Source organism: Colwellia sp. MB02u-9 (assembly GCF_014077085.1).
Taxonomy (GTDB): Bacteria; Pseudomonadota; Gammaproteobacteria; order Enterobacterales; family Alteromonadaceae; genus Cognaticolwellia.
Map to the genome: position 1 here is coordinate 1 of NZ_JACGVF010000047.1, position 261 is coordinate 261.

The 261-nt window shown below is 46.0% G+C and carries 1 protein-coding gene; it reads right to left on the minus strand.

The features are described 5' to 3' along the window. A partial coding sequence (locus H4J65_RS18245; protein WP_182193999.1) for a hypothetical protein occupies window positions 1-261 on the minus strand: 261 nt, incomplete at both ends.

Consider the following 261-nt stretch of genomic DNA (forward strand, 5'->3'; position numbering starts at 1 on the left):
ATACTAAAGCTTTGGGTATCCCCTACATCAACATCAGAAACTATAGGAGTAAAGCTGTAGGCAGTATCTTCAGCTACCGTTGTGGCTGGTGTACCTGTTATTACCGGCGCATCGTTGGTGTTTGAAACGGTCAGATTAAAGGCCGCTAAGCTGTCTGATGCATTCGCAGCATCGGCAACACTGATGACAATACCTGAGGTGGTACCAATATCATCATTAGTCGGTGTGCCCGTTAAGCTACCGGTTATTGTGCTAAACGTT